This is a genomic window from Pseudomonas sp. R38(2017) (assembly GCF_002112395.1).
GTDB lineage: Bacteria > Pseudomonadota > Gammaproteobacteria > Pseudomonadales > Pseudomonadaceae > Aquipseudomonas.
Genome location: NZ_NEHN01000005.1, coordinates 74,116 through 98,190, shown reverse-complemented (window position 1 = coordinate 98,190; position 24,075 = coordinate 74,116). Strand labels below are relative to the sequence as shown.

Annotated in this window: 26 protein-coding genes; 13 read left to right on the top strand and 13 right to left on the bottom strand. The window is 56.7% G+C overall.

The features are described 5' to 3' along the window. Window positions 1-300 precede the first annotated feature (300 nt). Entirely contained in the window at window positions 301-807 is a 507-nt protein-coding gene (mug, locus tag CAF87_RS13370; protein ID WP_085731816.1) for a G/U mismatch-specific DNA glycosylase, read from the top strand. Here mug and CAF87_RS13365 read toward each other — a convergent pair. After that, window positions 780-1,412, bottom strand: a complete 633-nt coding sequence (locus tag CAF87_RS13365) for a TetR family transcriptional regulator (protein ID WP_085731815.1) — start codon at window positions 1,410-1,412, stop codon at window positions 780-782. The two genes, mug and CAF87_RS13365, sit on opposite strands and share 28 nt — an antisense overlap. 111 nt (window positions 1,413-1,523) lie before the next feature. On the opposite strand from CAF87_RS13365, the gene CAF87_RS13360 reads away from it, so the two are divergent. The 7 genes from CAF87_RS13360 to CAF87_RS13330 all read left to right on the top strand — a co-directional run bounded on the left by CAF87_RS13360 (window position 1,524) and on the right by CAF87_RS13330 (window position 8,261). After that, a complete protein-coding gene (locus tag CAF87_RS13360; RefSeq protein ID WP_085731814.1) occupies window positions 1,524-2,180 on the top strand; it encodes an O-methyltransferase in 657 nt (218 codons plus the stop codon). 136 nt (window positions 2,181-2,316) lie between these two features. Further along, window positions 2,317-2,814, top strand: a complete 498-nt coding sequence (locus CAF87_RS13355) for a hypothetical protein (RefSeq protein ID WP_085731813.1) — start codon at window positions 2,317-2,319, stop codon at window positions 2,812-2,814. Between the two features lie 361 nt (window positions 2,815-3,175). Next, window positions 3,176-3,697, top strand: a complete 522-nt coding sequence (locus CAF87_RS13350) for an AidA/PixA family protein (protein ID WP_085731812.1) — start codon at window positions 3,176-3,178, stop codon at window positions 3,695-3,697. A gap of 285 nt (window positions 3,698-3,982) precedes the next feature. Next, complete coding sequence (locus CAF87_RS13345; RefSeq protein ID WP_085731811.1) at window positions 3,983-5,341, top strand: glycosyltransferase family 39 protein; 1,359 nt, start codon at window positions 3,983-3,985, stop codon at window positions 5,339-5,341. Between the two features lie 204 nt (window positions 5,342-5,545). After that, window positions 5,546-7,084, top strand: a complete 1,539-nt coding sequence (locus CAF87_RS13340) for a cryptochrome/photolyase family protein (RefSeq protein WP_085731810.1) — start codon at window positions 5,546-5,548, stop codon at window positions 7,082-7,084. Beyond that, on the top strand, window positions 7,081-7,242 hold the full coding sequence (locus CAF87_RS13335) for a DUF2256 domain-containing protein (protein ID WP_085731809.1): 162 nt from the start codon (window positions 7,081-7,083) through the stop codon (window positions 7,240-7,242). The genes CAF87_RS13340 and CAF87_RS13335 overlap by 4 nt, the downstream gene beginning before the upstream one ends. A 20-nt stretch (window positions 7,243-7,262) precedes the next feature. Next, window positions 7,263-8,261, top strand: a complete 999-nt coding sequence (locus CAF87_RS13330; protein WP_256576012.1) for a GyrI-like domain-containing protein — start codon at window positions 7,263-7,265, stop codon at window positions 8,259-8,261. A gap of 82 nt (window positions 8,262-8,343) precedes the next feature. Here the strand turns inward: CAF87_RS13330 and CAF87_RS13325 are convergent, their stop codons facing one another. Next, complete coding sequence (locus CAF87_RS13325; protein WP_085731808.1) at window positions 8,344-8,703, bottom strand: DUF6124 family protein; 360 nt, start codon at window positions 8,701-8,703, stop codon at window positions 8,344-8,346. 717 nt (window positions 8,704-9,420) lie between these two features. Here CAF87_RS13325 and CAF87_RS13320 point away from each other — a divergent pair. The 3 genes from CAF87_RS13320 to CAF87_RS13310 all read left to right on the top strand — a co-directional run bounded on the left by CAF87_RS13320 (window position 9,421) and on the right by CAF87_RS13310 (window position 11,688). Beyond that, complete coding sequence (locus CAF87_RS13320) at window positions 9,421-9,909, top strand: hypothetical protein (protein ID WP_085731807.1); 489 nt, start codon at window positions 9,421-9,423, stop codon at window positions 9,907-9,909. Further along, entirely contained in the window at window positions 9,899-10,708 is an 810-nt protein-coding gene (locus CAF87_RS29030) for a hypothetical protein (protein ID WP_139831725.1), read from the top strand. The genes CAF87_RS13320 and CAF87_RS29030 overlap by 11 nt, the downstream gene beginning before the upstream one ends. A gap of 161 nt (window positions 10,709-10,869) precedes the next feature. Next, entirely contained in the window at window positions 10,870-11,688 is an 819-nt protein-coding gene (locus CAF87_RS13310) for a hypothetical protein (protein ID WP_085731805.1), read from the top strand. Between the two features lie 116 nt (window positions 11,689-11,804). Here CAF87_RS13310 and drt2 read toward each other — a convergent pair whose 3' ends face one another. From drt2 to CAF87_RS13280, 6 genes are all read right to left on the bottom strand, one after another. Continuing rightward, window positions 11,805-13,100, bottom strand: coding sequence for an antiviral reverse transcriptase Drt2 (gene drt2 / locus CAF87_RS13305; RefSeq protein WP_218189722.1), 1,296 nt, complete (start codon window positions 13,098-13,100; stop codon window positions 11,805-11,807). 600 nt (window positions 13,101-13,700) lie between these two features. Further along, window positions 13,701-14,468: a phosphonate ABC transporter, permease protein PhnE gene (gene phnE / locus CAF87_RS13300; RefSeq protein ID WP_085731804.1), complete on the bottom strand. Its 768-nt coding sequence runs from the start codon at window positions 14,466-14,468 to the stop codon at window positions 13,701-13,703. Beyond that, window positions 14,465-15,292 carry an ABC transporter permease gene (locus CAF87_RS13295; protein WP_085731803.1) on the bottom strand — a complete coding sequence of 276 codons (828 nt, stop codon included), beginning with the start codon at window positions 15,290-15,292 and terminating at the stop codon, window positions 14,465-14,467. Before CAF87_RS13295 ends, phnE begins: the two co-directional genes overlap by 4 nt. Next, window positions 15,286-16,083 (bottom strand): phosphonate ABC transporter ATP-binding protein, encoded by a 798-nt coding sequence (locus tag CAF87_RS13290; RefSeq protein WP_085731802.1) that lies wholly within the window; start codon window positions 16,081-16,083, stop codon window positions 15,286-15,288. The genes CAF87_RS13295 and CAF87_RS13290 overlap by 7 nt, the downstream gene beginning before the upstream one ends. After that, window positions 16,080-16,940 carry a putative selenate ABC transporter substrate-binding protein gene (locus CAF87_RS13285; protein WP_085731801.1) on the bottom strand — a complete coding sequence of 287 codons (861 nt, stop codon included), beginning with the start codon at window positions 16,938-16,940 and terminating at the stop codon, window positions 16,080-16,082. The genes CAF87_RS13290 and CAF87_RS13285 overlap by 4 nt, the downstream gene beginning before the upstream one ends. A 245-nt stretch (window positions 16,941-17,185) precedes the next feature. Then, window positions 17,186-18,025, bottom strand: a complete 840-nt coding sequence (locus CAF87_RS13280) for a type 1 glutamine amidotransferase domain-containing protein (RefSeq protein WP_085731800.1) — start codon at window positions 18,023-18,025, stop codon at window positions 17,186-17,188. 101 nt (window positions 18,026-18,126) lie between these two features. Between CAF87_RS13280 and CAF87_RS13275 the strand changes: the two genes are divergently transcribed. Then, window positions 18,127-19,053, top strand: coding sequence for a LysR family transcriptional regulator (locus CAF87_RS13275; RefSeq protein ID WP_085731799.1), 927 nt, complete (start codon window positions 18,127-18,129; stop codon window positions 19,051-19,053). Between the two features lie 6 nt (window positions 19,054-19,059). Here the strand turns inward: CAF87_RS13275 and CAF87_RS13270 are convergent, their stop codons facing one another. Together CAF87_RS13270 and CAF87_RS13265 are read right to left on the bottom strand one after the other, a co-directional pair. After that, complete coding sequence (locus CAF87_RS13270) at window positions 19,060-20,052, bottom strand: zinc-binding dehydrogenase (RefSeq protein ID WP_085731798.1); 993 nt, start codon at window positions 20,050-20,052, stop codon at window positions 19,060-19,062. 113 nt (window positions 20,053-20,165) lie between these two features. After that, window positions 20,166-21,062, bottom strand: a complete 897-nt coding sequence (locus CAF87_RS13265; protein ID WP_085731797.1) for a LysR family transcriptional regulator — start codon at window positions 21,060-21,062, stop codon at window positions 20,166-20,168. A 165-nt stretch (window positions 21,063-21,227) separates the two neighbouring features. On the opposite strand from CAF87_RS13265, the gene CAF87_RS13260 reads away from it, so the two are divergent. Further along, window positions 21,228-21,977 (top strand): SDR family NAD(P)-dependent oxidoreductase, encoded by a 750-nt coding sequence (locus CAF87_RS13260; RefSeq protein WP_085731796.1) that lies wholly within the window; start codon window positions 21,228-21,230, stop codon window positions 21,975-21,977. A gap of 10 nt (window positions 21,978-21,987) precedes the next feature. On the opposite strand, the gene CAF87_RS13255 is transcribed toward CAF87_RS13260, so the two are convergent. The 3 genes from CAF87_RS13255 to gstA all read right to left on the bottom strand — a co-directional run bounded on the left by CAF87_RS13255 (window position 21,988) and on the right by gstA (window position 24,011). Further along, window positions 21,988-22,659 carry a paraquat-inducible protein A gene (locus CAF87_RS13255; protein ID WP_085731795.1) on the bottom strand — a complete coding sequence of 224 codons (672 nt, stop codon included), beginning with the start codon at window positions 22,657-22,659 and terminating at the stop codon, window positions 21,988-21,990. Then, the gene (locus CAF87_RS13250; RefSeq protein WP_085731794.1) at window positions 22,656-23,252 is read right to left on the bottom strand and encodes a paraquat-inducible protein A; all 597 of its coding nucleotides are present in this window, start codon (window positions 23,250-23,252) and stop codon (window positions 22,656-22,658) included. The genes CAF87_RS13255 and CAF87_RS13250 overlap by 4 nt, the downstream gene beginning before the upstream one ends. Before the next feature lie 147 nt (window positions 23,253-23,399). After that, entirely contained in the window at window positions 23,400-24,011 is a 612-nt protein-coding gene (gene gstA, locus CAF87_RS13245; protein ID WP_085731793.1) for a glutathione transferase GstA, read from the bottom strand. Between the last annotated feature and the right edge of the window lie 64 nt (window positions 24,012-24,075).

The following is a 24,075-nucleotide window of genomic DNA, read 5'->3' as shown; positions in this document are numbered from 1 at the left end:
ACTGCCTTGGGCGGGATGTGGGCAGATTAGGGAGAGATGACAGTGTCGTCAATCGTGCCATCTTTGTTTTTGATCAAGGACGAGCCATCAATCCTGAATGTGCTCTTGATTTTGTCGATGAGCAGTGAGGTAGAAAGATAAAGTCTAAGGATTTGGCCCACAAGCCAGCGCTTTCTGACGTATTTGTAGGTTTTTGCGCTGGGGGCTGTAGCTTGAAAGAGTGGGTATTACTGCCTTGAACGGTCAATATCCAAGCGTAGTCGTACCGATTTGAGTATCTGCAATACAGGGGAGAAGTTGATGCTTGAAGACATCCTGATCAAAGGCCTGTCCGTGGTGTTCTGCGGGATCAATCCCGGCCTGTTGGCGGCGGAGCAGGGGCATCACTTTGCCGGGCGCAGCAATCGGTTCTGGCGCACGTTGCATCTGGCCGGGTTCACGCCTGTTGAAGTGGCCCCGGAAAACGATCGCTCGATCCTGCATTACCACTGCGGGCTGACTGCCGTGGTGGAAAGGCCGACGGCACGGGCGGATCAACTGTCGGCGCAGGAATTCACCACAGCGGCGGCGCACTTCGAGCGCAAGATCAAACGCTATGCGCCGCGATATGTGGCGTTTCTCGGCAAGGCGGCCTATGCCGGGTTGTCCGGTAATAAGGCGCTTGAATGGGGCGCGCAGGACAAGACGTTCGGCGGGGCGAAGGTGTGGATCCTGCCCAACCCCAGCGGCCGCAATCTCGCGTTCAATCAGGATCAGCTGGTGACGGCGTATCGACAGCTTTATCTGGTATCCAGCGAAACCAGGTAAGCCCGAAACATATCTGCCATGGTATCGGCGCGGGCCGAGATCTCCTCGTCGGTGCGCGGGCTCAGTGAAAAATCCTTCCCGACCGAACTGAGCGTAGCCAGGATCAGATCACAGGCCTGAACGCGGGTCGACTCGCTGGCCTCGGGCAGCAATTCAACCATGAACGCCTCAAAGGTGCGTTTGCCCGTCGCCCGCACTTCATGGGCCTCCGGTGCATCGCGGTACAGCGGCGCCGCGTCGCTCAAGGCACCGCGCATCTGCGCTTCCTCGCACTCCGAACGGATAAATGCATGCACCAGCGTGCGCAGACGATCCAGTGGCGGCACCTCTCGATTGTCGAGGATCCGCTGCAGCATCTGCGTAGTCTGCAGCCATTCATCGCTCTGCAACCGGAACAGAATCGCTGCCTTGTTCGGGAAGTACTGATACAGCGATCCGACACTCACCCCGGCCTTCTCCGCAACCCGTGCCGTGGTGAAACGGGCCGCACCTTCCTTGGCCAAAACCTGAATAGCCGCTTCGAGAATCGCCGAGACCAGTTCGGTAGAACGCGCCTGCTGCGGCTGTTTGCGTGAGGAAATACGGGCAGTCTGGCGATCGGTCATGGGCGGCTCGGGCGTGAAGGGGGAATGCGAATAGCGAACGGGGCCATTCGCTCGCATCATTGAATGCGACGAATCATTCGCATTTTAGCCCTCAACCGACGGAAAACCACCATGACGACTTTGACCGCCGAGCCTCTGGCCACCCTGATCGAACGCCTCTACACCCAGGCCAGCGCTGCCACCAGCCCGGTACTGAACTCCGTGTCCGACGCCGAGCGCGACCGCCTGATGCACAGTAAAACCGAATACCGCGAACTCTATGGAATGCTCAAAGACCTGTGGCTGCCTGTCTCCCGGGATACCGGCAAACTCCTGTACATGCTCGCCCGCAGCATCAAGGCCAAAGCCATTGTCGAGTTCGGCACCTCGTTCGGCCTGTCGACCCTGCACCTGGCGGCGGCCCTGCGGGACAACGGCGGTGGAGTGCTGATCGGCAGCGAATTCGAACCATCGAAAGTCGAGCTGGCGCGGCACCACTTCGTAGAGGGCGGGGTCAGTGACCTGATCGAAATTCGCGAAGGCGATGCGCTGGTGACCCTGGCGAGCGGCCTGCCGGACACCGTCGATCTGCTTCTGCTCGATGGCGCCAAGGCGTTGTATGGCGATGTGTTGAGCCAGGTGGAAAAACAACTGCGCCCGGGTGCGCTGGTGATCGCTGACAACACCGACTACTGCCCGGAATACCTGGCCCACGTGCGCTCGCCAAAGAACGGCTACCTCAGCGTGCCGTTTGCCGATGACATCGAAGTGTCGATGCGCCTGGGCTGACACCAGTCGCTGCGAGGGTGCGCGTGGATTCAGCAGCGCACCCTCGAGGCGTTTTTCGGTTCGATCTTCCGTGCGCGCGACCGGATTGGTCTATCGTCTGAATAGTCCTCACAGGGTCGCGATCAAGGAGTTGATCATGAATCGTCAGGAAGACCTCAACATCATCTGGAAGCGCATATTCTGGCTGTTCATCGCCTTGCTGGCGCTGGCGATTGCCGTCACTTACAGCCTGCCTGACTACAAAGTGCCGTTTATCGTCTGTATTGCCGGGAATATCGGCGGCTATGTAGGGTTTCACAGACGGTTGTCAGCACTCACCGACCCGGAAATCGAAAACCTCTCCCGTTCATGGTTTGCGTTGATACTGCCTTCGTTCATTGGCGGGATACTGGCAGGGCTTTTGTATCTGTTGTTCCTTTCCGGCGTTATCCGGGGCGATTTGTTTCCGGTGATCACTCCGGACAGAGATCCGCAGTGTCTGAAGCAGATCTTCAACGATATTTTTTGCCAGCATGCGGAAGGGTATGCGGCCTACGCCAAGTTGCTGTTCTGGTCATTCGTGGCGGGCTTCAATCAGGACTATGTGGTTGACCTGATTGAAAACATAAAGGGCAGCGACAAAAACGCCGAGTGAGTTAATGACAGAGTCGCTCCTGGTGCTGTTTTTTTAAAAGACACCGATCATGTACTGACTGTCGTTAATCTGCGTTGGCTCTCTGGGTTCTCCACGACAGTTACAAATATTGAATGTGCGTTTCCCGCACTTTGGCTTGTAAGAAAAAACCTCGTGTCCGATTGGGCGTATGCCTCGAACAGCCCTGGATCAATGCCTTGCCGAAGCCGTACCCATTACGGATTTTTCCGTGTCGACTGATCGCACGTTGACACCATAAAGCCATCTCCTATCGTTCTCCGCAGACCGCATCCAGGGACCGGATGAGCCGGACAGCCTTTGCGGGCGCGGTCGTCATGCCATTCCAGCAAGGAGCAGCAAAATGTCCAGTGCGACCAATACTTATGACGTGCTCGTCAATATTGATGCCGATTACCTGATTGCCCATCCCAACGACGTTGGCGGTGCGATTTCCATGCTGGTGACGCGCGATGCCGTCGATCCACATGCCAGCGGCAACACCGGCGAAGGCGGCAACGAGCTGTGGATCGATGTCAAAACCGGCGACAACATCCGCTGGCGTGCCACCACGCTGTCGCGCAACTTCGATCGCATCGCACAAATCAAGAACGTCCAGCCCGGCGACCCACACCAGGGCGGCGATTACAGAGGCACCATCTCTCCACCTATCTCTTTCAACGTGCCCGGTGTGGTGATCTATCTGAACAAGGGGGCTCCCGGCGGTATTTCCAAAACCGATGTGACGTACTCCCTGTGGCAAGCCACTGCTCTGAATCCAGGCAAACTCTGGTACACCATCAACTTCGCCCTGTACGACCGTGACCTTAACCAGATTGGCACAGACCACACCTGGGATCCCTACATCACCGTGAATAACCAGTAACTGAAAAGTACACAGCCCGGCCATAGACTCTCGTCGATGACGAGAGTCTATGGCCGGGCTTTTTTGTTGACTTTCATCCATCTTGTTCAGGGAGTGTTGGGGCGCGTCATGCTTGAATAGTCCCCGCTGTGGGCTAGGCTCAAATTCAACTTCCCGGAAAGCAGAACATTAATTCCGGTGTATCCGGGCTTTCAGGATGGTGGCCAAAAGAACAACTTCACTAAAGGGTTAACGATGGATCGATATGATGCCCCGCTTGTTGTAGAGCGCACTTGGCGGGCCGGCATGTTGAAGGGATTGATTACAAGAAATCCATGCCTGAGCATTTTCTTCACGACACTGACCGTGTTCATGGTGTTGCAGTACAAACCTGCTGTCCTCAACTACACAACACGCTTTGTCGACTTTGCCGAGTACATGTTGCAGCACGGCGTCACGCTGTTTCCCATTGCAGACGACCTCAAGCCTTATCCCGACTACACCGTCCTCAATACCTTGTTGGTCTATCTGGTTTCCTTGCCTTTCGGCCGGGTGTCGATACTTTCCATGGGATTTCCGTCCTGCGTGGCCGCGTCCCTGATGCTGGTGTTCATTTATCGGCTGGGGGCGCTGCACAGCAAGAGGTGGGGCGCGTACGGCGTGCTTTTCAGCCTGTTGACCTGGGCCTTTCTCGACGGCGTGAACTCGTTGGCACTGGATATCTACCCGGCGCTGTTTACGGTGATGTGCTTCTACGTGGCCTATTCCGCCGAACTGAAAAAAGACCCGCGACGCCTGGCTTTTCTGTTCGTCGGGCTGGCGCTGGGCTTTGCGTTTCGTGGGCCGATCGGTTTGATAGGGCCCGCTTGCGTCATCGGGGCTTATTACTTGCTGAGCCGCCAATGGCGCATGTTGCTGCTGTTTTCATTCCTGTCGGGCCTGATCCTGGCCGCCGGAGTTGTGCTGCTGGCCTGGGCGGCGTACCTGCAAGGGGGGCAAACGTTCCTCGAAGACGTGCTTAACATGCAGGGCATCGGCCGCTTCGGCTCCGACCACGCGCCGCGCTATTACTTCTACTTCTCCGCAGGCCTGTTTACCTATGGCTTCACGGTGTTTTACGCCATCAACGTGATCCTGAAGAAGTACAAATTGTTCTTCCGCCCGACCCGTGACAAAGACATCGACCTGTTGCTCTATCTGACCGGGTGGCTGTTAGTGCTGCTGGTGCTGTTCACCATCCCGAGCTCCAAGAAAGCACGCTACATCCTGGCAATCACCCCGGCCATTTCACTGCTGGCCGCGTACCTCTTCGTCAGCCAGGAAGCCGCCTTCGTACGCGCCAAAAACGGCCTGCTGAAGTTCTGCCTGAAGTTGCCCATGCTTGGGTTGGGGATGCTGGTGTCGGTGCTGGTCTACAACAACTTCGTCGAAGTCCCGTTACAGCCCAACTACCTGGGCGCAGGGTTGGGATTGATTGCGCTGTTGAGCTTCTATCACGCCAAACGCGAGTACTTTGCTGAACATCCTTATCGCGAGTTCATGACGCTGTCATTCGGGGTCGGGGCGTTTTTGATTCTGGATATGTTTTTCTTCAACCCGATCACCTATCACCTGGAACTGATGATCGAGCCTACGCCGAAGTTTTTGCCGTATTGGTTTTGGTAAATGGCTGTAGAAGCAGCCATCGGCCGCCTCTACACGGCGCCACGCCTGGGCTGATTTCATGGCGTGGCCAGCCAATCTCTTGCAATAAAATTGTACATTTTCGTGTTCTTGTACAAGAATTCAGGCTCTCGCTTGTTGAAAGCCGTTCAGTGGATCAACTCTACGCAGTCAGCCTGAACGCCCCCATCAACTGGAACCTGATTGATGAACACGACTCGCCGATTGTGCCTCGTCCTGGGCGACCAGTTATCGTTCGATCTCGCCTCTCTGCAGGCGCTGGATCAACACAGCGATACGGTGCTGCTGGTCGAGGTGATGGAGGAGGCCAGCCATGTTCCTCATCATCCGCAAAAGATCGCCCTCATATTCAGCGCCATGCGCCACTTCGCCGAAGCCTTGCGGCAGAGCGGCGTCAAGGTGCAGTACGTAACGCTCGATGATCCGGAAAATACCGGGTCCGTGCCGAGCGAATTGCAGCGCTGGCACTCACGTCTGAAGCCGGATGAACTGCACATGACAGAGTGCGGTGACTGGCGACTGGAGCATTCGCTCAGGGACTGTGGCCTGGCGATCCACTGGCATTGCGATAATCGCTTTCTTTGCTCACGTGCCGAGTTCGCTCAATGGGCGCAGGGCAAAAAACAGCTGCGCATGGAGTTCTTTTATCGAGAGATGCGCCGCAAGAGCAGGTTGTTACTCAATGGCGACGGCAGTCCGGTCGGAGGCGCCTGGAATTTTGATGCGGAAAACCGCAAAGCCTTGCCCAAGGGTGTCAGGCCGCCTTCGCCAGCCCGTTTTACGCCAGATGCAATCACCCGTGAGGTGCTTGCGTTAGTTTCCAACAACTTTTCCGGCCACTACGGCGCCCTCGATACGTTCGACTATCCGGTCACCCACGCCGAAGCGCAGGCCCTGTGGGATTACTTTCTCGATTGGGGGCTGGCAGCCTTCGGCGACTATCAAGACGCCATGGCCAGCGATGAGCCGTTTCTGTTTCATGCGCGTATCAGCGCGGCACTGAATATCGGCTTGCTGGATCTTCGTAAGCTTTGCAGCGATGTGGAATCTGCCTATTGGTCCGGCAGCATTGCACTCAACGCCGCCGAAGGCTTTATTCGGCAGCTGATCGGCTGGCGTGAGTATGTCCGGGGTGTCTACTGGCTGAAGATGCCTGACTATGCCCAGGGAAATGCCTTTGGTAATACGCGTTCGCTTCCAGAGTTCTACTGGACGGGGCAAACACAGATGAACTGCATGCGCCAGGCCACCAACCAGAGCCTGGAACATGCCTACGCTCACCACATCCAGCGACTGATGGTGACCGGCAATTTCGCACTGCTCGCCGGCATCGCGCCGAAGGACATCTGTGAGTGGTATCTGGCTATCTACATGGACGCCTTCGACTGGGTGGAACTGCCCAATACCCTGGGCATGGTCATGCACGCCGATGGCGGTTATCTCGGTTCCAAACCCTATTGTGCGAGCGGCCAGTACATCAAACGCATGTCCGACTATTGCCGTGGCTGCGTGTACAAGGTCAGTGAAAGCACCACAGACGACGCTTGCCCTTTCAATTCGCTCTACTGGCACTTTCTAATGCGTCACGGCGACCGACTGCGCGGCAATCAACGCATGAGCATCATCTACAAAAACCTCGACCGCATGCCTGAGCCCAGACAACAGGCGCTTTGGCAGCGCGGCGAATGGTTGCTCAAGCAATTAGACGATGGTGAGTCGCTGTGAAAAAAAGTGAGCTGCCCGTCAAAACCTGCGCGACCTGCGGCCTTCCATTCACATGGAGGAAGAAATGGGCTCGCTGCTGGGAGGACGTGCGCTATTGCTCGGAGCGTTGTCGGCGTAGTAAATCCAGTGTGGATGGCGGTGCAGGATTGCCGCAGTAACTCAACGGCTCAACAGCCACATGGACGGTGCCTCGGGAATGACAAACCAACCCTCTGCGCAAGCCTCCCGCGCCGAGTATGCGCGACGGATCAATCGTGTACTGAACTACATCGACGCGCACATTGATGAACCCTTGGACGGCGCGCATCTGGCCGACATCGCCAATTTCTCGCGCTTTCACTTTCATCGCATTTTCGCCGCGTGGATGGGAGAAACGCTGGGCAGTTATGCGCAGCGTCGACGGCTCGAGAAGGCGGCGTTGCGGCTGTCCTGTGGCGGCCGGGAAACCGTGCTTGAAATCGCGTTGGCCACTGGCTTTCAGTCGGGCGAGGCGTTTGCGCGGGCCTTCAAACTCAAGTTCGGCTGCACGCCCTCGGCCTGGCGCGCCACGACGCCTCAGCGGCTGAAGGCTCAGGCGGCCGCGATCAGGCAGCCATCGGGCAGCCGGGAGAGCAATCCTGATCAGGTCTTCGGCAATCGCCATCAGGCGGCCGAGTGGCCGTTCGCCGAAGCTGACGGCTCTAATCGGCTATCGGAAGGCAATGCCATGGAAGTACGCATTATTGAATTGCCCAAAGCACGCGTCGCGTATCAACGTTTGATCGGGCCTTACGGGCCGGCCATCGGCGAATTCTGGCGCAGCACCATCACGCCATGGATGTATTCCCATGGCCTCGGTGACCGGACCTGTTACGGCATCGGTCATGACGACCCCTCGATCACGCCACCCGACAAATGCCGCTATGACGCCTGCGTCGAAGTGCCGACGGATTTCGTCGCCAGCGGCCAGGTGGATACGCAAGCGCTGCCGGGTGGGCGGTATGCCGTCGCAAGTTTCAAAGGGAAAGCCGAAGGCATGGCCAACGCGTGGACATGGCTGATTCGCGAATGGATGCCGTCCAGCGGCCTGCAATGCGACGACCGCCCATTCTTCGAGCGGTTTACGGCATCTACCGTTTTCGATCCGCGCACCGGTGAAATGAGCTGTGACATCTGCATTCCGGTGCGGGCGCTGTAGGGCAGGGGGCGGGTCATTGGCCCTGAAGGAAAAGCACCTGGCGCGATGCCAGGTGCTCAAGGCTGTTTTTAGCGACAGCCGCTTACGCCACTTCGACGTGATCCAGTGCCTGATTTACCGCCAACCCGGCGACCATCACCACCTGCGCAATCCCCAACGCCGTCTTGCGATGCGAGGGTTCAAGCGTGGACGCAAAGTTGTTCAACATCTCGTTGGCCGAACCCAGGCTTTCGCTGGCATTGGCCAACAGGGCTTCGGTGTTGTACTTGGGATTGGCCCGGAACATCGGCTCGGGATCGATGCAGCACGACATCACCCGGGAAGACGGGGAGAGGTAGTGGTCCAGCGCACGCTCGGCGGCGTCGTGGAATTTCTTCGAATCGGGAAATTCGTAAGGGGAGGTCGGGTCGGTTTCGGGTGGGTTGGGTGTTGGTTTGATCATGGATGTATCTCCTGGAAAGCTATTAGGAGCCACCAACCTTCGCTACCAAACGTTGGGTGGTGGCCATGCTCAGGTTGGTAGACCGGTCCAGGAACCCGGCGCTTCCGAAGAAGCCCTGCGCACGGCCACCATAAAAATGCAGAGACGAGAACGATCCCTGCAAAGAGGTGGCGCTATGCGCCTGGAAATACCGGGCTACCAAACCCGATCACTGTTTTTCAGTGACCCCGGAACGATAAAACCCGCATGCCAGACGCACAAGCCGGCGGATTCTGGCGTAGTCGTAGGCAATGACGCAAGGCGTTGTAGCCTTGGGGAAGTTACGAGTGGTGACTTTAAACGTGGCTGTGTAAATCGCTGATTATTGATCGGAGGGCCGTGAGTCGGCCCTCCGATCAAGGTGGGATTCAAGACCAAGTTGCACGTTGCGAACTTCCGCTATCGGCCAAAAGCGGACGTTCGGCCATGGTCTTCAGGCCAGAAACGATCGTTCATCTGAAGCTTCCGCGCAAAGATCACCAAGCTGCCGGCTGCGCGGCGTGTACTAGATATAACTCCGGATGAGCAGGCGTATGCAATTTTGAGTGTCATATGGAGACTGACTACCGATGAGCGGCTTGCGATCACAGCTAATGCGCAATGGCCATTACCAAAGTGTTTTAGATAGCATAATATTACCTAAGAACTGCGAAATCATGGAAAGGAGTGCTCTGTAAAATGTCTATATTGGAAAAAAGAGATCGTTTTGAGGTAAAGGAAGAGTCGCTGACGCGGGAAGAATTAGTGCGCAATGCACCCCAATCATTGGCAGAAATTATCAAAGAAAAGAGTTTAATAATTTTGCCGTCCCACGGAACAGTAGATGAGTTTTACGCGGGAAGTTTAGATACGCTTGATTACCTCAATAATAACAATGTCGATACTGAGATCTACTCTACAGATGAGAACTATAAAGAGCTAAGCCTGCACGGGGCAGACTTTTGGCTTGGAACATTCTTTATTTCTAGCATTGTTCTGCCAATACTAAGCAATCTTATGTCATCTTACATATATGATAAGCTCAAAGCCCAGAAGGATGACGGGGTATCCTTAAAGCTTATTATCGAAAGAAAAAGCGGCTCAACAGTCTCCATTAGCTTTGATGGCAAGGTTGAAAAACTAGATAAAGTTTTCACTGCTATCAAGGAACTCGAAAATGAAATTTGAGCTGACCACGCTGGAGCACACAAAAAATCCAGACATTAAGTGGGCCTTGAGTGAGCTGGAAAAAGTTAAGGAGAAAGCTGTTGTTGCAGGGGACGAAGAGCGTGCAAACAATTGCTGGAGAGAATCAGAAGCTCTTCAGCTTACGCTGATCTACATAGAGGCGTTTCACAAAATAAAGCGCAAGGAGTACAGAGAGGCATGGTACGACTTAGAACGATGCGAGATTAAGTGTCAGTTTGTCATACGGAACTCGAGTGAAGAGTTCTGTCTGAACAAAAATATATTCTTCATAAATCATCAAATTTCAAATCTGCAATCACTTTACCCTTACTGTGTGTTTTCAAGCCCTGGCATGGTTGTTGGGTATTACTCTTGCGGTATCTGTGACCATAAAATTCGCCCTCGCTCTAGATGCTCTCATGCGAAAGGGAAAATATACAACGGAAAACTATGCGTTCATGTTGCACATGATATCGTACTTAAAGAGATATCTATTGTATCAAAGCCGGTCCAAAAATACTCTGTTGTTCATAATGATGAGACTTTGGATTTTTCCGTATTGGAACACCTCATGGCTGTTTTGGAAGAGGCTTTTGAGGAGTGGGATGTTATTAGGACGACAAGAAAATTTCCAATTGATATGTTTTTCCGTGTTGATTTGGATTCTGATTGTCCTTGCAAAGGAGGAGGCAAGTTCGGGCAGTGCTGTTCTAAAAAAGCAGAGGTTGAAATACCTCATTTGGATTTTGTATTTCGAAGAGATATTCCAAATCTTCCGGGGGTTAAATTCCCTTATTGATTGCGATTCTAGAATTTTAGATTCGCGACGATCAGACCTTGGCAAGGTCGGAGCACTACTTTTGGTCGGCGATTACAACATCGATTTGAATGGTAGGCTCCTGCCCTTAATAACACGTGCATTAGCTACCCTGTCATAAAGCTTATAAGAAGTGAGGCGCCATGTCTGAATTATGCTACATGTGTGAAAAGCCGGGCATCACTGTCGAGCACGTACCTCCAAGATGTCTGTTTCCTGAGTTAAAGGATGCCGGCGTTGATTTAAGATCAAACTTAATTACGGTACCTTCTTGTGAGGAGCACAATTGTAAAAAGTCTGATGACGATGAATTTCTGATGGTTAGTATTGCCGGGATTCTTGGGAATAATTCCATCGGTTATGAACATTACAATGGAAAAATCCAAAGAGCTCTAAAGCGCACATCTTACAAGCTATTAGAAAAGGTTTTCCTTAAGAAGCGGCTCATTCGGCTCGGCAACGAAAATAAGTTTATCGACGTACTTTGGGGAACCCCAGATTATAAACGTCTTATTGACTGCTTTACACATATTGCCTATGGCATACACAGACATCATTTCAAGGCCAGTTTTGTTGGTACTACTAAGGCACTCTTAGGATTTCTTCACACAAATGCACCCAACCCGAAAGCATTAAAAGCTTTCATTAAAGAAAAGGCAAGCCTGGAACTCGCCGACAAGACTAAGCATGGAGACAATCCGGCAGTCTTTTATTATCAATATACAGAGCCGGATAAATTCGGGATTTTTCTAGTAAAGTTATGCTTTTACCAGAACGTTGACGTGTACATTTCGTATATGCCATCGTCCTCTGAAAAACCATTCCACATTGGCTTCGAGTTAATAAATTTAGGGTGCAAAACGATCATTACTTTGGGTGATAAGAAATTTGAATTTAACTCGAGCGCTGACTCAGTCGATCTTATTCGAAATCCAAGAATTGATAGCGATAAAAATGATTAATATACGCGACTTTCGTCGAGACTGATTAACAGTCGGTGCAACTTGAGGTGGCAGTTGCATTCCTGCAACTCATCATCGGCCAGACACCCGCTAACTCTGAACCAATTTGAACATCTTTATTGATCACTTGACCTAGCATCGGCTAACAACTTGTTTAGTTTCTTCCAATGAGAGCGCAACTGCTTTCTAATTGATTTAGAATCCATGATATTTGCAGCCCTGAACCCATATGAAATGAAGTTTCTGCGCCCAAGGTAGCTATAGCCTCTATAGATAGTACGAAGGAAAAGTTCTCGCGGAGGTTCCCCCCTTCGAGCCCGGAGCTCATTGCAACGATCCATTGCCTTCTTGCTTACCCAAATACGCTTACGAAGCTTTTTATAATACCTCGTTATAGAGGAGGAGCGAATATGCTCACGCTGCCCATCAAATGAAAAACCAAGGTAGTGCAGCGGCTTTTCCGAGCGAAGTTTGCCAGCAGCGTCGAACGCAAATTGTCTAATCTCCGTTTTTTTCTCCTGTAAATTCAACCCCAACTTTCTAATATTGTCATTCACATAATTATAAATCTCATCCTCCTTATCCGAATCGCAAATAACCAGTATATCATCGCAGTAACGATAAAAGACCGACTCTGTCAAGGATAACTTGGAAAGTAGAGCAAGATCAAAATCCAACATATAGATATTGGACAGGAGTGCGCTTATTGGGGAACCTTGGGGAATACCTCGTGAGTTGGGATTGATAGCAAGAAGTCCACCACCTCTCACATCATCACGAAATCGCTTTGCGGAGCAGAGACGCTTATCCTCAACTCGTGGATTATGGATAGACACACCAAGCTTATTATAGAGGGCGACTTTATCGACGCTAGAACTTTTGGTAATGGCCTTATAAACTGCGAAATGATCAGCTGGAAGTTTATGAACTCCCAAAAGTTTCGCCCAAGCCCCCTTCAACAGGGAGTGATCAAGGCGATCAAAGAATTTTTCAACATCAAAGGCGAGTACGCAGCACTCCCCCCTTGCCCTGATTTCGCAGAAAGCATCATGTGCAAAATGAATATTACTTTTCCCATCAATTGAGCGAAAAGCCAACACTGATGTATGCAGACCACGCCTAACCAACTCTTTCTCATAAAGCTGACTCAGAAGAAAACAATAATAAGCATATATATGCGAATCCAAGTGAGCGGAATAACTGATTGGTCTAGGCTTAGGATTCTTGACGAATATGCCACGATCATTGTCTAACCGATATTTCAGAATCACTGAGGTGTAGGTGATAAAAGGATAAAAAGAATGAGTTGCAACTTTCTGGGGGGATGAAACGTAATCCAGTGCGGCTTTCTGGCCAACAGGACGATCAAAATGGAGATACTTTCTAGGCTTGTACCACGGCAACTCGTCCATGCTCTCACCTTTATAAGCCAACCGGTGGGACTAGGATGGCGGCAATCCCTAAACCGCCCCACCGGCTAAACTTAATGCTCTAAACATTATCCATCTTTTCAGACTAGGCCGCGTATTGCTAGAGTTGACGTATAGTGTCAGTATCACGATTACATCTGGAGGTTCTCAATGAAGAGATTCCGCGTGCTGTTGTTCGCCATGTGTATCCCGCTGATAAATAATCATGGGTGGCTTGACAACTTGTGATCCACCTTATGGCCTAATGCCACAAGCACTCTGAATCTAGCACAGGGAATGCAATCGCGCCTAGGGACCAAAGCATATTTTTTACTCCTACCTGCACCTCGAAAAAAACGGCCCTCCAAACATTGTAGCTTCACACCGAAAGAATAAAATGCGGCGTTCAAATGGTTAAGTCCCGGGTGATTAGCAGTGAGCAACTGGTGTAATCGTGAACCCGAATTTTGAATTTCCCCGATTTTTTAGACTCATTCGAACGCCTGCTGCTGGCCGGTAGCGGTCACATCGCCGATGTCCGCTTCTGGCCGAAAGCGGACCTTCCGAGTACCTGCTTTTAGCCCGTTTCAAAGGTTAATCAACCTACGCCTTAACCCACCGCCCCCGACTCCAGGCACTCAACGAATCCACCCCAAGTACCAAAACCAACATCGCCAAAATCACCGTCCCCGCCTGCGCCTCCTGAAACAAACTCAAGCTCACATACAACATCTGCCCCAACCCCCCAGCGCCCACAAACCCCAGCACACTCGCCATCCGAATATTGTTCTCCCACCGATACAAACAATACGCGAGCAACTGCGGCGCCAGATTCGGCAGCGTGCCGTAGCAGAACGCCAAAACCGGATTCCCCCCTTGCAACCGAATCGCATCCGCCGGCTCCGGCGGTGTGTTTTCCAGCGCTTCCGCAAACAACCGCCCCAATACGCCTGTGGTGTGCAGGGCCAGGGCCAGTGTCCCGGCATTCGGCCCGAGGCCAGCCGCAAACACCATCAACGCAGCCCACACCAATTCAGGAATCGCGCGAAGGCCGTTGAGCAGCAGACGTGCGGCGCTCTGAAAAAACCAGCCAAAACGCCCGGCGGCGGGGAGTGCCAGTAACAGTCCCAGCACGGCGGCGAGGAGGGTGCCGAGGGCGGACATGGCGAGGGTTTCCATGGCGCCGTGGAGGATGGCGTTGAGGTAACCGACGCTGAAGTCGGGGCTCAGGAAGCGGCCAACATATGAGCCCATTTGTTTCAGGCTGGTAGCGCTGCCGAGGGCTTCGAGGTCGAGGCCCAGGTAGGCGAATGAGGCGATGACAGCGGCGATGATCGCGACAATCAGCAACGGGTTGATCAGACGCTTCATGTCAGCCTCCAGCGCAGCAGGCGGCTGAGTTGGTCGGCGCCGAGCACCAGCAGCAGGAAGGTCAGCAGCATGCTCGCGACTTCACCGCCGGCGAACATGCGGATCGACAGGTCGATCTGTTGGCCGAGGCCGCCGGCGCCAACGAAGCCCATCACCACCGAGGCGCGGATCGCGCATTCCCAGCGGTAGACGGTGTAGGAGAGCAGTTCCGCCGCGACGTTGGGCAGCACGCCGTAGGCGAAACTGGCCAGGCGTCCGCTGCCGGCCTGGAGCAGGGCGTGGGCCGGGCGCTGGTCGGTGGATTCGAAGATTTCCGCGTAGACCTTGCCGAGCATGCCGCTGTAGGTGATGGCGATCGCCAGCACGCCCGCTGCCGGGCCGAGGCCGACGGCGCGCACGAACAGCAGCGCCCAGACGATTTCCGGCACGCTGCGCAGGAAGATCAGCAAGCCGCGCACCGGCCAGCGCAGCAACCGGCCCAACAGGCTCGGATGGCCGCTGTGGGAAGCGGCGGACAACGACAAGGCGCGGCTGGCGAGCAAACTGGCCGGCACCGCCAACACCAGTGCCAACGCCATGCCGGCCGTGGCGATGGCCAGGGTTTGCAGGGTGGCCTTGAGCAGCAATTGCAGAAAGTCCCGGTCATGGGCCGGCGGCCAGAAGGTCGCGACGAAGCGGCCCATTTCGCTCTGGCTGTCGGCGTGCAGCAACACGCCGAGGTCGAGTTCGCTGAGCTGAATCCCCGGCCACATCAAGGCAATCGCCAGCAGTGTCAGCAACAGGCGTGGCCACGCGGCAGGGTCGCGGGTGTCGGCGCTCAGCATCGTGGAATCTGCACAATCAGCGGCGTCAGGGCCGGCGCCGGGGATTGCAGTTGTTCGTTGGCGTACAGGCTGTCGAGCATGTCGTGGCTGACTTGATCGGACGGGCAATCGAACAGGATCTGCCCCTCGCGCAAACCGATGATGCGTGGGAAGTGCGCCAGCGCCAGTTCCACCGCATGCAGGCTCGCCACCAGCGTGACGTTGTGCTCCCGGGCGTGGCGCGACAGGACCGTCAGGGTGTGCCCGGCGAGGACCGGGTCCATGGCGGACACCGGTTCGTCTGCCAGCAATACGTCCGGCGCCTGATACAGCACGCGAGCGATGCCCACGCGCTGCAATTGGCCGCCGGAAAGCTGCTGGCATTGGCTGAAGAGTTTGTCCGCCAGATCCAGCCGCGCCAATGCGGCGCGGGCACCGGGGATGTCCAGCGGGTGCAGCAGATTGATCAGGCTTTTGCCCAGGCTCCATTGCCCGAGCTTGCCGGCCAGCACCGCCGTCACCACCCGTTGCCGGGGCGGCAGGGGCGGTGCCTGATGTACAAGACCGATTTTTGCGCGCAGGTGTTGACGCTGGCGGGCGGACAAGTGCCAAGCCCGCTGGCCCAGCACGTCGATGTCGCCGCTACTCGGCCGAACCGCGGTGGCCAACAAGTTGAGCAGGCTGGATTTACCGGCGCCGGACGGGCCGATGATCGCCACCTGCTCGCCACTGTTGATCTGCAAATCCACACCACGCAGGGCTTCGACGCCGTTGGCGTGGTGCAGGACGACTTGCTTGAGGCTCAGGGTCATTTCAGCAGTTCGGCGGCGCGGGCGGCTTCTTCGATGCCTTTGTAGTTGTCCGGGCTGGTTTCGATGAAGCGGCTGGCGGCCTGCAGGTCGAGGATTTTCTTCTGCTCGGGGTTGGCCGGGTCGAGGGCGAGGAAGGCTTTTTTGATCTTCGCCGCCAGCGCCGGATCGAGGGTGCCGCGCACGGTCCAGTTGTAATCGAAGTAGGCCGGAGTGGTGGCGAAAACCTTGACCTTGTTGGTGTCGACCTTGCCGGCGTCCACCAGTTTCTGCCAGACGCTGGCGTTCAGCACACCGGCATCGACCTTGCCGGCCTGCACCCAGGCAACGGTGGCGTCGTGGGCGCCGGAGTAACCGACGCGGCTGAAATAGGTTTCCGGTTTGATGCCGTCCTTGAGCATGAAATAGCGCGGCATCAGGCTGCCGGAAGTCGACGATACCGAACCGAAGGCGAAGGTCTTGCCCTTGAGGTCGGTGAGGCTTTTCACGTTCGGGTCGGCGGTGATGAATTTGCTGGTGAACTGCGCGTCCTGCTCGCGCTGTACCAGCGGGATCACCGGGGTGGTGGCATCGGTTTTCAGCCGTGCCTGGACGAAGGTGAAACCGCCCAGCCACGCCATGTCGAGGCGGTCGGTGGCCAGGGCTTCAACCACGGCCGGGTAGTCGGCCACGGGAACGAATTGCACTTTCATGCCCAATTGCTGCTCCAGATAAGCCCCCAGCGGTTCGAACTTGCGCAGCAGTTCGGTCGGGGCTTCATCGGGGATTGCGCTGACCTTCAACACATCGGCGGCTTGCGCCAGCACCGCGGTAAAGGACAGGGCCAGGCCTGCGGTCAGTGCCAGGGTTCGCTTGAGCATGGAATTCTCCGTTTCGTGGGCTTCAGGAACGATGCGCCGACTGGGGCAAAGGTCATCGTGTGCAACGTCAGGTTAGCCGAAACGGGGGACTTGTTGGGGATGTCCATGAGTTTGCAGTGTTTGAACCTTCACCTTCGCGAGCATGCTCGGTCCCACAGCAGTACGCGTTCCAGTGTGAGAGCGAGCCGGCTCACGATGACGTCAGCCCGGACAAACCCGACCAGTGTCGGGTTCGGAGCCGGCAATCACTTCAACCGTTCAACAAGCGTCTTGCCGACACCCAATGCAGACGCCGGGTTTTGTCCGGTTATCAGTTCACGATCAACCACCACATGACTGGCCCACGCCGAAGTGTTGCTGCTGAATACACCACCGGCTTTTTCAAGCGCGGTCTGCGGGTAGAACTTCATCGTGCCGCCGTTCAGCAGTCCTTTGGCGATCTCTTCTTCCTGATTGCTGATGACCGTGAACTTATAGCCGGCATACGTCCAGTTGTTCGCCGTTGTGGCTTTGCCGTTTTCCAGTTGCCGGGTGAATGCGGTCGGATCCGTCAGGGTCGACAGCAGCGCAATCGGGCCGTGGCAAACCAGCGCTGTGGATTTGCCTTTTTGATGGAAGTTGCTCAGCAATTTGCCCAGCGCCTGGCTGTGCAACAGATCCTGCATCGGTGCGTGGCCACCCGGAATGTAGACGGCATCGAAATGGTCGTAGCCGACTTGCTCGACCCGCGAGAGGCTGATGACCGGCGATTCGCCGGGCGAGGTGATCTTCAGTTGTTCCAGCAGCGCTTTGTGGTTCTGCAGGGCCGCGACGTCATTTTTGAAATACATCTTGTCGCCGGAGGACCGGTCCAGCGTCGGCGCCTTGCCGGTCGGGGTGGCGAAGGTCACGGTGTGGCCCGCATCGAGCAGCAGCTTGACCGGTTGCATCAGTTCGTTGAGGTAGAAACCGGTGCTGAATACCTTGCCGTCTTTCAGATCGAGATGGTCGGAATCCGACAGAACCACCAGCACATTGGCGGCTTGGGCGTTCAACGCCGCAACGGAGAGAGACAAGGCGAAAGCAAGACGAGTGTATGAGCGCATGGCGATTCCAGTACGTGGAGGAAAGTGCGGTTCACTGTATTGATGCTCATGGCGGCGATAAACTCTCGCCACAGCAAAGAATTTGTTCTCTGGAGATCAAGATGAGCCGCCGATTCGATTATCTGGCTGACGTCGAAGTGTTCGTTACGGTGGTGGAAAAGGGTTCGCTTAGCGCCGGTGCGGTTTTTCTCGCAACCACGCCTTCGGTGGTCAGCCGGGCGATTTCGCGACTTGAAGCGCGTTTGGGCGTGCAGTTGCTGCGGCGCACTACCCGGCGCTTGAGCCTGACCGATGCCGGTGTGTTGTATCTGGAACAATCGCGAGCCGCATTCGGCCTGATCGATGATGCAGAACGCACGATCCAGGGGCAGGACGGTGAACTCAGTGGCCGTGTGCGCCTGAGCGTGCCGACCACTTACGGTCACTATCGTTTGCCGGCCATGCTTGGCCGATTCACCCGGCAATATCCGCAAGTGCGTGTTGAGTTGAGTATCAGCAATCGCAACGTCGATCTGGTGGCCGAAGGGTACGACCTGGCTATTCGGTTGGGCGCGCTGCCGGACAGCGGATTGATCGGGCGCAAGCTGGAAGATGCGCGTTTGTGTGTGGTTGCCGCGCCGGATTATCTGCAACGGGCCGGGACGCCGCAAAGTGTCGACGATCTGCAGCGGCATGCGTGCCTGCCGTTCGTGATGCCCAGCACCGGCCGCGTCGGGCCGTGGCTGTTTCGTGAACAGAACGAAGATCGCGAATGGCTGCCCAGCGCCAATATCCAGGTGTCCGAAGATGTATTGGGGATCGTGTCGCTGGCGGAACAGGGGCTGGGCATCTGCCAGACCTACGACTTCATCGTCCGCGAGCGGATCGAAAGCGGGCGGCTGGTGCGATTGCTTGAACAGTCGGGCGGGCGCTCCCGACCGTTCTCGGTGATCTACCCGCCACATCGGCAACTGTCGGCATCGGCGCGGGCGCTGATTGATTGTCTGACCCGGGAGGTCAGTCAAGGCGCAAGGGAAGGCCTAGACTGACGCGCTTCAAACGGAGGGAAGGCGCGCCACCCATTTCCCGCCACCGGCGCCGTCCTTCAAGGCGCGCAGAGCCTGGGGCAGTTCGCGGAAGTCGAACGTTTGCAGCGCCGGGCCGATCAGACTGCCGTCGAGCAGGGCTTGCAGCAGCTGTTCGCCGTTGCGGCGCAGCGTCTGGCGATCCTGCAGGCTGGCGTGGGTGTGGTAGCTGTTCAACGCCACTTCGTGCAGCGAAATCGCAGAGCTGAACGCCGGAACCGGCGCGGTTTCCTGACGATCCTGAATGCACACCAGATGACCGTTGTAGCCCAGCATGCTGGCCATTTCTGCTGCGTGAGCGCCGCTGACCGTGTCGAACACGGCGTGCAAACGGCGCTCGCCGAGGCTGGCGGTGAGTGCGGTTTTCCAGTCCGGTTCGCGGTAATCGAATACGCCGACCACCCCCAAGGATTTGAGTTTTGCATGATGCGCGCCGGACGCGGTCGCCCAGACCCGCCAGCCGCGTTGCACCGCCAGTTGCACCAGCAGCAGACCAACCGCGCCGCCGGCGCCGATCACCAGCACATCAGCGGCCTCGCCGGCAGGGACTTTCTCCACGGCTTGCCATGCGGTCAATCCGGGGCAGGGCAGCGATGCGGCAGTTGCATCATCGAGCGCGGCGGGCACCGACAGTACGGTGGCGGCGTCCAGCAGGCAGTACTCGGCGAAGCTGCCATCGCTCGCCAATGATTGGTGATACGCCACGCGACTGCCGGGTTGCAGCGTCACGCCGGCGCCCGCCGCGACCACCACGCCCATGCCGTCGACACCCGGCACACGCCCGGTACTCCATGCGGGATGGCCCCACTCGATGATTTTCCAGTCCACCGGGTTCAGGGCGATGGCGCGATTGGCCACCAGCACCTGGCCGGGGCCGGGTTGCACGAGGGTTTTGCGGGTCAGTGTCAGGCCATCCAGCCCTTGGCCGGACGTCCAGGCCCAAGCTGCGTAATCGGTTTGCATTGTGCGGTTCTCATGATTTCGATGGCCGTCAGTATCCCGGTCTGCGGACATGAGAAGAACCGGCCCTGGGTCAAAGGTGTTTTGCGTAAAAATCAGCAATGCCCCGCAACGCCTTAATCAACCTGCGCAAATCGCTCAACCAGCCAATCGATAAAAACCCGCACGCGGTTGCTCAAATGCCGGTTCGGCGGGTACAGCAGGTGGAACGGGTACGCCGGCGGGCGCCAGTCGGTGAGGATCGGCACCAGTTCACCGCGTTCGATGGCCGCCCTGACTGTGTAGCTGAATGTGTGAATGATCCCCAGACCCGCCAGACCGGCCGCCAGATGCGCGTTGCTTTCGTTGACGCTGACCAGACCTTTGCCTTCGATCTGATGGCGTTCGCCGTTGCGCTGGAAGTTCGACGGCAGAATGCGCCCGGTGGAGGCCGAGCGGTAAGCGATCAACTGATGTTGGGCCAGTTCCAGCGGGTGCATCGGCGTGCCGTGGCGCTGCAAATAGTCGGGCGTGGCGCAGGTGGTCCAGGACACTTCGCCCAAGCGGCGCACGGCGAGGGCCTGCTCGGTCAGCGGGCCGCCGCGAATCACGCAGTCGACGCGCTCGCTGATCAAGTCCACCGGCCGGTCGCTGACGCCCAGATCGACCTGAATGTCCGGATAACGCTCGAAGAACTTCGGCAGTTCGGGAATCACCAGCATGGTCGCGGTCGAGCCGCCGATGTCCACGCGAATCCGGCCACGGGGCAAGCCCTGGGCCTGACTGAAACCCTGATCGATGTCATCCAGTTGATGCAGCAGTTGCTGGGTCAGTTGGTAGTAGGAAGCGCCGTCGGCGGTGACGGTCAGGCGTCGCGTGGTGCGTTGCAGCAGGCGCACGCCGAGATGGCTTTCCAGTTGCCCGATCAATTTGCTGACCGTGGTTTTCGGCTGGTTCAACGAGTCGGCGGCTTTGGTGAACGAGCCGCTTTCCACGACGCGGGCGAACACACGGATCGCCAGTAACTGATTCATCGGGCTGCACTCAAGGATCGAAGACAGGGCTGAGTATTGTGCATATCTGTGCACAAACAAAACCGATTTTGCGGATTTTTCAATTCAATCCATCAGCCTAAAGTCGATTCCAACGGCTCACCTACGACCCGTCACCTTCTTTGAAACGGTTACTGGAGATTCATCATGAGCAACAGACTTGAAGGCAAAATCGCACTGATCACTGGCGGCACCACCGGCATCGGCCTGGCCTCGGCGCAGGAGTTCGTCGCCCAGGGCGCCACGGTATTCATCACCGGCCGGCGTCAGGCCGAACTGGACAAAGCGGTCGCCGCCATCGGCCCTCGTGCCATCGGTATTCAGGGCGATGTAGCAAAACTGGACGATCTGGATCGCATTTACCGCGAAATCGCCGAGAAGGCCGGGCACCTCGACATCCTGTTCGCCAATGCCGGTGGCGGCGACATGCTGCCGCTGGGGGCGATCACCGAAGAGCACTTCGACCGGACTTTCGACGCCAACGTGAAGGGCACGTTGTTCACGGTGCAGAAGGCGTTACCGCTGCTGCGTGATGGCGCATCGATCCTGCTGACTTCGTCGACCACTTCGGTGCAAGGCACAGAAAACTTTAGCGTCTATAGCGCGAGCAAAGCGGCGGTACGCAACTTCGCCCGGTCATGGTTGCTGGACCTGAAGCCTCGGCGCATCCGCGTCAACGCCATCAGCCCTGGCCCGGTGCGCACCCCAGGTCTGGCAGGGCTGGTGCCGGCGGAGCACACGCAGGGGCTGTTCGATCAACTGGCGTCTATCGTGCCGATCGGGCGTCTGGGCGAGCCGAGCGAGATTGCCAAGGCGGCGCTGTTCCTGGCTTCGGATGACAGCAGCTTCGTCAACGGCATCGAGTTGTTCGTCGACGGTGGCACTGCGCAGATCTGATTGGAGTCACTCAATGCCCCGGCACTTGTTCATTCGAGTGTCGGGGCTCGTCTGTTTCATCGGTTTCTTCGGCCGGCGCCTTGTCCCAAATCAGACGCGGGTCGAAGCTCATCGCCGACAACATCGTGAACACGACCACCAGACCGAAAAACAGAATCCCCGGTCGCGGCTCGATATCCCCCAGCGCCTGGAATTTCACTAGCGCCGCCACCAGCGCGACCACCAGTACATCAAGCATCGACCAATAGCCGATCAGCTCGACGAAACGGTACAGCTTCGAACGCTCCTTGCGCGCCCAATGACTGTCCCGTTGCACGGTAACCAGCAGCAAAGTCAGCGCGACGAATTTCACCCCCGGCACCGCGATGCTGGCGATGAAGATGATCAGCGCGATGTCCCACGCACCGTGTTCCCAGAATTCCAGCACACCGCTCATGATGGTGCTGTCGGCGCCGTTGCCGAGCATGACGGTGTTCATCACCGGCAGCAGGTTCGCCGGCACGTAAAACGCCAGGGCGGCGAACATGTAGGCCCAGGTGCGGGCCAGCGAGTTGGTTTTGCGCCGGTGCAGCGGCGCGTCGCAGCGCGGGCACTGGTGCGGCTCGTCGGTCATGTCGCAGGCCAGTCCGCAGCTGTGGCACAGGCAGAGGTTGAGCTCGCTGGCGGTCGGTGGTCGCTTCACAGGATGCCCCACAAATCACGTATGTCGCGTCCGGCGATGCGGATCAGCAACAGGCTGAGCACGGCCAGCGCAAACAGGCCGATGCCGGGGATCACATCGAGCATGCCCGCCAGTTTGAACACCGCCACCATCGCTCCGAGCAGACACACTTCGAGCATGCTCCACGGCCGCAGCGCCTCCAGCCAGCGCATGCACAGTTTGAAGGCCGGCGAGCGGCGCGAGGCGAGGGCGAAGCTCAATACCCAGATAAGCAAAACCAATTGAAAGGCCGGCGCGATGATGATCGAGATCGCCGCGACCATCGCCATGAAGGTGATCGGCCCCTGACTCAGGGCCAGCACCGAATCCCACAGGGTCGCGCTGTTTTTCAGTCCCTTCATGCTGATGCTCATCACCGGGTAGAAATTGGCGAACAGCCACAGCATCGCCGCTGTGAAACTCAGGGCCAGCCGTTGTTCCACGCTCAGATTGTTGTGGCGCTGGAGCACGCCGCCACAGCGGGCGCAGAGGGATTTCTGGTAGCGGGCGAGCGTGGCTTTTTCGTACACGCAGTCGCAATGCTCGCAGATGATCAGGTGATCGGTCGTGGCCATGGGCGCTCGAGGGGAGGAGGGCTTGAACCTTCTTCAATATAGGCGCGTTGGGGCATCCGACAACTGTCGCATCGCGAAATGCACCTTTGGTCTGCCGCTGCGCCGCGCCGAATCTGGCCCCGGGCAACGACCACGCAACCGGGCGATTCACACCGGTTGCGTGACTTCCTCTACTGCGATTGCGGTCCGCACGCTGGGCCGCTCGGCGATACGCGCCATGTAATTCGCCAGCGCTGGCCAGTCTTCGATGGCGATACTGAACGTCGGCAACCACTTCAACACGGTGTACAGATAGGCATCCGCTACGCCGAACGCCTGCATCAGAAAGGGCTGGGTCGCAAGAATTCGGTTCAGGTAATCCAGACGTTTGAAGAGTTTGTGTTTGAAGATCGTTTTGCTCGATTCCGGGATTTCGCTGCTGAACAACGGCGCGCTGCCGCCATGAATTTCCGAACTGATGAAATTCAGGTGCTCCTGCAGGCGCGAGCGCTCCCAGGTGCCATTGGCCGGGGCCAGTCTCAGGTCGGGAGCAAGGTCGGCGAGGTACTGCAGAATCGCCGGGCCTTCGGTCAGCACCTCGCCGTTGTCGAGCATCAGTGCGGCTACATAACCCTTCGGATTGATCTCCCGAAAGTCCCGACCGTCGGCGGTGCGCTTGGTCTGGTTGTTGACCCGGATCAGCTCGAACGGCAGCGCCAGTTCTTGCAGGACAATGTGCGGGGCCAGCGAGCAGGTCATGGGAGCGAAGTACAGTTTCATGGGTTCTCCTTCAAATGAGAGCCTAGAATCCGGCATTGTGGCGGCGCTTCGCAAAGGACATCTG

Bases quoted from the DNA above. Each gene is read 5' to 3' on its own strand.
- CAF87_RS29030 (WP_139831725.1), top strand. From the start codon at position 9,899: ATGAAATTTGAGCTGACCACGCTGGAGCACACAAAAAATCCAGACATT.
- CAF87_RS13355 (WP_085731813.1), top strand. From the start codon at position 2,317: ATGAATCGTCAGGAAGACCTCAACATCATCTGGAAGCGCATATTCTGG.
- CAF87_RS13275 (WP_085731799.1), top strand. From the start codon at position 18,127: ATGAGCCGCCGATTCGATTATCTGGCTGACGTCGAAGTGTTCGTTACG.
- CAF87_RS13330 (WP_256576012.1), top strand. From the start codon at position 7,263: ATGGACGGTGCCTCGGGAATGACAAACCAACCCTCTGCGCAAGCCTCC.
- CAF87_RS13325 (WP_085731808.1), bottom strand. From the start codon at position 8,703: ATGATCAAACCAACACCCAACCCACCCGAAACCGACCCGACCTCCCCT.
- CAF87_RS13320 (WP_085731807.1), top strand. From the start codon at position 9,421: ATGTCTATATTGGAAAAAAGAGATCGTTTTGAGGTAAAGGAAGAGTCG.
- gstA (WP_085731793.1), bottom strand. From the start codon at position 24,011: ATGAAACTGTACTTCGCTCCCATGACCTGCTCGCTGGCCCCGCACATT.
- CAF87_RS13250 (WP_085731794.1), bottom strand. From the start codon at position 23,252: ATGGCCACGACCGATCACCTGATCATCTGCGAGCATTGCGACTGCGTG.
- phnE (WP_085731804.1), bottom strand. From the start codon at position 14,468: ATGAAGCGTCTGATCAACCCGTTGCTGATTGTCGCGATCATCGCCGCT.
- CAF87_RS13285 (WP_085731801.1), bottom strand. From the start codon at position 16,940: ATGCTCAAGCGAACCCTGGCACTGACCGCAGGCCTGGCCCTGTCCTTT.
- CAF87_RS13270 (WP_085731798.1), bottom strand. From the start codon at position 20,052: ATGCAAACCGATTACGCAGCTTGGGCCTGGACGTCCGGCCAAGGGCTG.
- CAF87_RS13310 (WP_085731805.1), top strand. From the start codon at position 10,870: ATGTCTGAATTATGCTACATGTGTGAAAAGCCGGGCATCACTGTCGAG.
- CAF87_RS13295 (WP_085731803.1), bottom strand. From the start codon at position 15,292: ATGCTGAGCGCCGACACCCGCGACCCTGCCGCGTGGCCACGCCTGTTG.
- mug (WP_085731816.1), top strand. From the start codon at position 301: ATGCTTGAAGACATCCTGATCAAAGGCCTGTCCGTGGTGTTCTGCGGG.
- CAF87_RS13265 (WP_085731797.1), bottom strand. From the start codon at position 21,062: ATGAATCAGTTACTGGCGATCCGTGTGTTCGCCCGCGTCGTGGAAAGC.
- CAF87_RS13280 (WP_085731800.1), bottom strand. From the start codon at position 18,025: ATGCGCTCATACACTCGTCTTGCTTTCGCCTTGTCTCTCTCCGTTGCG.
- CAF87_RS13360 (WP_085731814.1), top strand. From the start codon at position 1,524: ATGACGACTTTGACCGCCGAGCCTCTGGCCACCCTGATCGAACGCCTC.
- CAF87_RS13365 (WP_085731815.1), bottom strand. From the start codon at position 1,412: ATGACCGATCGCCAGACTGCCCGTATTTCCTCACGCAAACAGCCGCAG.
- drt2 (WP_218189722.1), bottom strand. From the start codon at position 13,100: ATGGACGAGTTGCCGTGGTACAAGCCTAGAAAGTATCTCCATTTTGAT.
- CAF87_RS13340 (WP_085731810.1), top strand. From the start codon at position 5,546: ATGAACACGACTCGCCGATTGTGCCTCGTCCTGGGCGACCAGTTATCG.
- CAF87_RS13260 (WP_085731796.1), top strand. From the start codon at position 21,228: ATGAGCAACAGACTTGAAGGCAAAATCGCACTGATCACTGGCGGCACC.
- CAF87_RS13350 (WP_085731812.1), top strand. From the start codon at position 3,176: ATGTCCAGTGCGACCAATACTTATGACGTGCTCGTCAATATTGATGCC.
- CAF87_RS13345 (WP_085731811.1), top strand. From the start codon at position 3,983: ATGTTGAAGGGATTGATTACAAGAAATCCATGCCTGAGCATTTTCTTC.
- CAF87_RS13290 (WP_085731802.1), bottom strand. From the start codon at position 16,083: ATGACCCTGAGCCTCAAGCAAGTCGTCCTGCACCACGCCAACGGCGTC.